The following is a 4,476-nucleotide window of genomic DNA, read 5'->3' on the forward strand; positions in this document are numbered from 1 at the left end:
GCGATAGCCGGTACAGCGGCACAGGTTGCCCCCCAATGCTTCTTCCAGGGTTTCGCTGGTAAAGGGGGCGCCGCGACTCGCTTCTCGATGAAGAGTGAACAAGCTCATCACGATGCCTGGCGTACAGAAGCCGCACTGGCTGCCATGGCACTCGATCATCGCCTGCTGGGCGGGGTGCAAGTCTTGCTCGCTTTCGAGCCCCTCGACGGTGACCAGATGCCGGCCCTGAAGCTGGTGGGCCGGCGTGATGCAGGCGTTAAGCGTGGCGAATGCTGCCTGTGGCGTGTCGCGAATCGCCACGGTGCAGGCGCCGCAATCGCCGGAGGCGCAGCCCTCCTTGGTACCCTTGTACCCCAGCGTGTCACGCAGAAGCGTCAATATGCTCGTGTCCGGCGCTGTCTCGCAGCGTGTCGGCACTCCATTCAAGATGAACTCGACCGTCGCCATGGCCACCCCTCTTTTTTTGTTTTGACCGATCGGTCAATCGGGTAAAGCTTGGGATAAAATGAGCCCTCGTGCAAGACTTGTCGGTATGCCCCGACCTGGTGCCAACATGCACCGTTTGGGTGCGCACAATGGGCGCCTTAAGAGCCTCCGACGTCGAACAATGAATGCCCTCGAGGACCAAGGAGCGTTATGCAGACCACTCAATCACTGTCCAGAGAGTCGGGCGGCCGCGAGGCGGTGGAGCACACCATCCTGAATGCGGCCGAGCGCGTTTTCGCCCGCCATGGCTACCGCGGTGCCAGCCTTCAAGCGATTGCGGATCGCGCCGGCCTGCCCAAGGCCAACGTGCTCTACTACATGGGCAGCAAGCAGGCGCTCTATCTCAAGTTGCTCGACCGGATGATGCGGCGCTGGAACGCGGTGCTGGACGATATCACCCCGCAAAGCGATCCGCGCGAGGTGCTGAGCGATTTCATTCGCACCAAAATGATGCTGGGCCAGCGCTACCCCGACGGCTCGAAACTTTTCGCCGCGGAAATCCTTGCCGGCGCCCCTTTTCTCGCCGACTATCTCGAAGGCGAGCTGCGTCAGTGGGTAGAGTCGCGGGTGGAGGTCATGCGCCACTGGATCGAGCAGGGAAGGATGGATCCGGTCGATCCGCGTTTTCTGATCTTTCTGATCTGGTCCTCTACCCAGCACTACGTCGAGTACGGCGCCCAGGTGAACGCGATACTCGGCCAGGAGTGCTTGAACGAGCAGGATATTGATGACGTCACTGCCTTTCTCGAGCGCGTCATCCTGAAAGGGTGCGGCGTGCGCTAGGTGCGAAAGGCGACGCGCGTGCCAGACGCCAGGCGCTGCTCGGCCGACACCGGGCGCATCGGTGCATTGATCATTTCGTCCTGGGTGTCGGCATGGGTCAGCACGGCGTTCGTGAATCCCAGCGGGCGAAGGGCGCGGCTGACCCACTGAGTGCCGGTAAAGCGGCGCGTTCGCCCGGTGTCATCGACCAGCTCCTTGACGCCTTCGGCATGGTGCAGGCGCACCACGTACCAGCCGGCGCCAAGGGCGTGGATCTCGACCCGGTAGGTCTCGGCGGGGGTGCGCTCGCGCGCCAAGATATCGAGCGTCATCTCCTGGAGCGCCATGGCCGGTCTACTCCTGAGGCTCCGGAGCGACGCCGGGCACCCGGTAGCGCACGCCGTCCGTACGCTGCTCTTCGTAGCGCTGGTTCTCGTCCTCCGGCGCCACGCCGATGACGGTTTTCTGGGAGCCATCCGGCCAGGTATAGGTAGTGCAACCGGTCAGACCCAGCAGCATCGCGGCGCCAAGCGTCGCGACGGGCAATAAAGTACGGCGTAGAAACATCAATCACTCCCTCGACCACGGCAGGTTCTTCGGGCAGGCATGGCTGCCCATGGTGGGCGCCAGGTGCGCCGCCTTTGCACTATAGCGGATACCCGAAGCGAGCAAAACGCAATTCGCAGCGTCGTTTTGCAGGAGTGGACCGTTATATCGCGCCCTGAGCCATGCGGGCTGCTAAGATGGGCGCGACGCACCACACGCTGGTTCGAGGAATGAACGGCAAGTAAGGACAGGATATGCAAGACGCTATGGATAGACGGTTGCACACGATTGGATACTTGACGCTGGCGGGCACGCTTCTGACCGCCTGCGTGATACTGCTGGGGGCGTGGACGCGCCTGGTGGATGCCGGGCTTGGCTGCCCCGACTGGCCTGGCTGCTACGGGCGCCTGCTGGTCCCGGACAGCGAGCACGCGGCCCTGATTCACCCGGACGCACCGCTCGACCCCTCCAAGGCCTGGATGGAGATGATCCATCGCTACATGGCAACGCTCTTGGGGATCGTGGTGGTGGCGATCACGCTGCTCGGCTATCGATTGCGCAGCGTGGCGGGCTACCCCTGGCGGCTGAGCCTGCTGCTGCTGGCGTGCATTCTGGTGCAGGGCGCCTTCGGTGCCTTCACCGTCACGCTCAAGCTCTGGCCGCAGGTGGTCACGCTGCATCTGCTCGGCGGCATCGGCGTGCTGATGCTCTTTCTATGGTTGAGCCTGCGGGTTCGACGCAGCCAGCGACGCGAAGTGACCGGGCGGCGCCGTTTCACCCCGCTATGGGGGCTAGCGGGCGCGCTGCTGGTCGCCCAGCTCGCCTTCGGCGGCTGGGTCACCAGCAATTACGCGGGGCTTGCCTGCCAAGGAGTACCGACCTGTAACGCCCAGTGGTGGCCGCCGATGGATTTCAGCGAAGCGCTGCACCTTACCCAGACCGTCGGTCCCAACTATCTGCATGGCCAGCTGCACGCCAAGGCGCGTACGGCGATCCAGGTCATTCACCGCTTCGGTGCGCTGCTGCTGGGGGTTTCACTCGTGCTGATATGGTGGCGCTATCGTCATCTTCGCTCGCTACGTTCCTCCCTCACGGCAACGCTGTGTGCCTTTCTGCTCCAGGTCGGGCTGGGGGCCGCTAACGTACTGATGTGGCTGCCGCTATGGCTGGCGCTTCTGCATACTGCCGGCGCCGTGCTGGTGTCGGCAAGTTTCTGCTGGGCCTGCTGGTGCTGGCGCCAGTCACGTGAGTCCGATGCCTTGAATGCGGTGCGACACGCAGGGCCGATTGCCGGCCATGCTCGATAAAGTTGTTCGAATCAGCTATATAGAGTGTACAATTCCGGTCAAGCTATTCATGACGATGTTGCCCGAGAGGGCGCGTCGTTCAATCGGTAAGGGTGTTGCATGAACTCGATTCTGGCGCTGGTTCTTCTGGTGGTGGGCATTGCCGTGGTGGCGGGACTGGGCGTCTATGCCTTGACCCTGCGCAAGGAGGTCAAGCGTCGCGAGGCCTTTCGCCTCGATGAAGATCGCCGCGCCCAGCAGAACAGCCTCGAGAACCTCGATTACGTGGCGAGCGCCCTGGTCCAGGAGCAGGTCGACATCACCGAGGGAGCCTGGCGTTGCAAGGTGCTGCTCGAGATCATCGATCCCAGCCTCACCGAGCGTGAAGAGTTCCAGGCCTTTGCCGACGTCTACAATCGCACGCGCCACCTCAAGACTCACTCTGCCCGCAAGCAGCTCACGCCCCGCGCGCGCATGCAGGAGGACAAGGAGCGTCTCGAGGTCGAGAACGACATGCGTCCGGCGGTCTTGAGCGCCGCGCGCTCGGTTCTCGAGTGGCGAGCCAGGGGCGGTTCGGCACTGCACTGAAATGGCAACAACTTCTTTGGTGGACGCATCGAGCAAGTTAACGTACTTTTCTTGGCGTCTGTTGTGAGAGTTTTGCTATGCTAGAAATGCCGATATTGGCAAGGAGTTGATATCCAGGCATCGACACTGTTCAGCTCGCCTCGATGGGTGGGTCACGACAGGAAGATCGACCGGATCGAGGCGAGTGCCGCTCGATACCGGTCAAACGAAAAAACGGATGCTCTCGTTATATAAGAAGCATTGGATAAACGGGGTTGACTAACCTCGTAAGCATTGGATCAAGAAGGAGTCTTGCATGAAAAAATCAACGACTGGCTTGCTCATCGGATCGGCTTTGGTAGTGGGCCTCTCCGGCTGTGCCAGCTCTGCTTCTCAATCGTCCGGTCAGGCAAGCGCCAGCAGCGATCGTAGCTGGTACCAGCATCCGGCCATCTGTGGTCTGGCTGGCGGCCTGATCGGCGGCGGTATCGGTTACGCCACTAGCGGCAGCTCCGATGAAGAAAGCGGCGCGGCCACTGGTGCTGTAGCAGGCGCGGCCATCGGCGGTCTGTTGTGCGCCGATCGTACGCCGGAGCCGGTAGCTCCGCAGTGCCCGACCTACGGCGAAGTGCCGGCTGGCGTTGCCACCGATGCGCAAGGCTGCCCGCTGGACTCCGATAACGACGGCGTGCCGGACTACCGCGACCAGTGCCCGGGTACCCCGGCCGGTGTCGAAGTTGACGCCGTAGGCTGCCCGATCGATTCCGACGGTGACGGCGTGCCGGACTACCGCGACCAGTGACCGAACACCCCGGCAGGCGTTGAAGTC

Annotated in this window: 6 protein-coding genes and 1 pseudogene; 4 read left to right on the plus strand and 3 right to left on the minus strand. The window is 62.6% G+C overall.

Annotated features, from left to right (window positions below; all coding sequences use genetic code 11):
- The coding region (locus BIS11_RS11620; RefSeq protein WP_253586082.1) for a 2Fe-2S iron-sulfur cluster-binding protein at positions 1-447 on the minus strand (447 nt) is incomplete at its 3' end.
- A gap of 189 nt (positions 448-636) precedes the next feature.
- On the opposite strand from BIS11_RS11620, the gene BIS11_RS11625 reads away from it, so the two are divergent.
- Positions 637-1,269, plus strand: coding sequence for a TetR family transcriptional regulator C-terminal domain-containing protein (locus tag BIS11_RS11625; protein ID WP_253423158.1), 633 nt, complete (start codon positions 637-639; stop codon positions 1,267-1,269).
- Here the strand turns inward: BIS11_RS11625 and BIS11_RS11630 are convergent.
- Both BIS11_RS11630 and BIS11_RS11635 read right to left on the minus strand, forming a co-directional pair.
- Positions 1,266-1,595, minus strand: a complete 330-nt coding sequence (locus tag BIS11_RS11630) for a DUF6482 family protein (RefSeq protein WP_253423161.1) — start codon at positions 1,593-1,595, stop codon at positions 1,266-1,268. The two genes, BIS11_RS11625 and BIS11_RS11630, sit on opposite strands and share 4 nt — an antisense overlap.
- A gap of 7 nt (positions 1,596-1,602) precedes the next feature.
- Positions 1,603-1,815: a hypothetical protein gene (locus BIS11_RS11635; RefSeq protein WP_253423164.1), complete on the minus strand. Its 213-nt coding sequence runs from the start codon at positions 1,813-1,815 to the stop codon at positions 1,603-1,605.
- Between the two features lie 233 nt (positions 1,816-2,048).
- Here BIS11_RS11635 and BIS11_RS11640 point away from each other — a divergent pair, with 233 nt between their 5' ends.
- The 3 genes and pseudogenes from BIS11_RS11640 to BIS11_RS11650 form a co-directional block, all read left to right on the plus strand.
- Positions 2,049-3,101 carry a heme A synthase gene (locus BIS11_RS11640; protein WP_253423167.1) on the plus strand — a complete coding sequence of 351 codons (1,053 nt, stop codon included), beginning with the start codon at positions 2,049-2,051 and terminating at the stop codon, positions 3,099-3,101.
- A gap of 99 nt (positions 3,102-3,200) precedes the next feature.
- Entirely contained in the window at positions 3,201-3,668 is a 468-nt protein-coding gene (locus BIS11_RS11645; RefSeq protein WP_253423184.1) for a DUF2489 domain-containing protein, read from the plus strand.
- A gap of 295 nt (positions 3,669-3,963) precedes the next feature.
- Positions 3,964-4,446, plus strand: a pseudogene (locus BIS11_RS11650) (thrombospondin type 3 repeat-containing protein); the annotation flags it as partial.
- Positions 4,447-4,476 lie beyond the last annotated feature (30 nt).

Source organism: Halomonas sp. 707D4, from assembly GCF_024158685.1.
Taxonomy (GTDB): domain Bacteria; phylum Pseudomonadota; class Gammaproteobacteria; order Pseudomonadales; family Halomonadaceae; genus Vreelandella.